General features: G+C 58.0%; 1 protein-coding gene. It reads left to right on the forward strand.

Annotated elements, in window-relative coordinates; all coding sequences use genetic code 11:
* Positions 1-264, forward strand: a 264-nt coding sequence (locus G6047_RS17010) for a hypothetical protein (RefSeq protein WP_169525264.1), incomplete at both ends; no start/stop codon positions are given.

A 264-nucleotide genomic window follows, 5' to 3' on the forward strand; every position in this document is an offset into this window, starting at 1 on the left:
AGACCATCACCGTAGGTACGCCTGTGGCTTCGATCATCGGGCCTTACTGTCCGACCGAAAGCGCCCCGTGTTTCCTGAGCGACGCGGCTCCCAACGGCTATCTGCAGTATACCCTTACGGCAGCGACAGGTTCCTATATACCCGTGGAGGCCGACTGGCAATGGGAAAAGATTTCGGGGAATTTCTATTTCCTGGAGAACGGCCAGTACAACAGCCCGACCCACACGGGCAAGACGGGGAACCTCATGGTGTTCGGCAGCAACC

Source organism: Flavobacterium silvaticum, from assembly GCF_012911565.1.
GTDB classification, from domain to species: Bacteria; Bacteroidota; Bacteroidia; order Flavobacteriales; family Flavobacteriaceae; genus Flavobacterium; species Flavobacterium silvaticum.